This window comes from Streptomyces sp. NPDC051172 (assembly GCF_040682555.1).
GTDB lineage: Bacteria > Actinomycetota > Actinomycetes > Streptomycetales > Streptomycetaceae > Streptomyces.
This window is the reverse complement of the sequence record NZ_JBFBBE010000490.1, coordinates 1-1,040: the sequence shown is the minus strand read 5'-3', so window position 1 is coordinate 1,040 and position 1,040 is coordinate 1. Positions and strand designations below refer to the sequence as shown.

Sequence of the window (1,040 nt, the reverse complement as noted above, 5' to 3'; positions counted from 1 at the left end):
CGCGAGGAGCGCAAGGTCATCGCCGGCACCGTCGTCGGCACCACCATCGAGTGGTACGACTTCTTCATCTTCGCCCAGGCCACCGCACTCGTCTTCGCCGCCCTCTTCTTCCAGCCGATGGGCGAGAGCGGCTCCCAGATCGCCGCGTGGGCCACCCTCGGCATCTCCTTCCTCGTCCGCCCGCTCGGCGCGATCATCGCCGGCCACCTCGGCGACCGCTTCGGCCGCAAGTTCGTCCTGTCCCTCACGCTGATCGGCATGGGCCTGGCCACCACCCTCATCGGCCTGCTGCCCACCTACGCCCAGATCGGTGTGTGGGCCCCGATCCTGCTCGTCGCACTGCGCCTGCTGCAGGGCCTGTCCGCGGGCGGCGAGTGGGGCGGCGCGGCGCTGCTGTCCGTGGAGCACGCCCCCCACGGCAAGCGCGGCCTGTTCGGCTCCGCCCCGCAGATCGGCGTGCCGCTGGGCATGATCCTGGCCACCGGCGTGCTGTTCATCGTGCGCTCCACCATGTCCGAGGAGCAGTTCCTCGCCTGGGGCTGGCGCATCCCGTTCCTGATCTCCGTGGTGCTGATCGTCATCGGCTACCTGATCCGCAAGGCCGTGGAGGAGTCCCCGGTCTTCAAGGAGATGCAGCAGCTCAAGGTGGACGAGTCCGCCCCGCTGGGCGAGCTCTTCCGGCACCACACCAAGGAGGTCATCCTCGCCGCCGTGATCTTCGCCGCGAACAACGGCGTCGGCTACCTGCTCATCGCGTGGTTCTCGAAGTACGGCGGCCCGAAGGGCCTGGGCATGACCTCCTCCGAGGTGCTCATCGCGAGCCTCATCGGCGGCGTCGGCTGGTTCATCTTCACCCTGCTCGGCGGCTGGATCTCGGACAAGATCGGCCGCAAGCTGACCTTCGTCCTCGGCTACGGCTTCCTGATCGTCTGGGCCTTCCCGCTGTTCGGGCTGCTCAACACCGCGTCTCTGCCGCTGTTCTCGCTGGGCCTGTTCGTCCTGACCCTCGGTCTGGGCCCGTCCTACGGCCCGCAGTCGGC

At 68.7% G+C, this 1,040-nt stretch carries 1 protein-coding gene; it reads left to right on the top strand.

Features of this window, described 5'->3' with window-relative positions; translation table 11 throughout:
• A partial coding sequence (locus tag AB0N07_RS52155) for an MFS transporter (RefSeq protein WP_365848168.1) occupies positions 1-1,040 on the top strand: 1,040 nt, incomplete at both ends.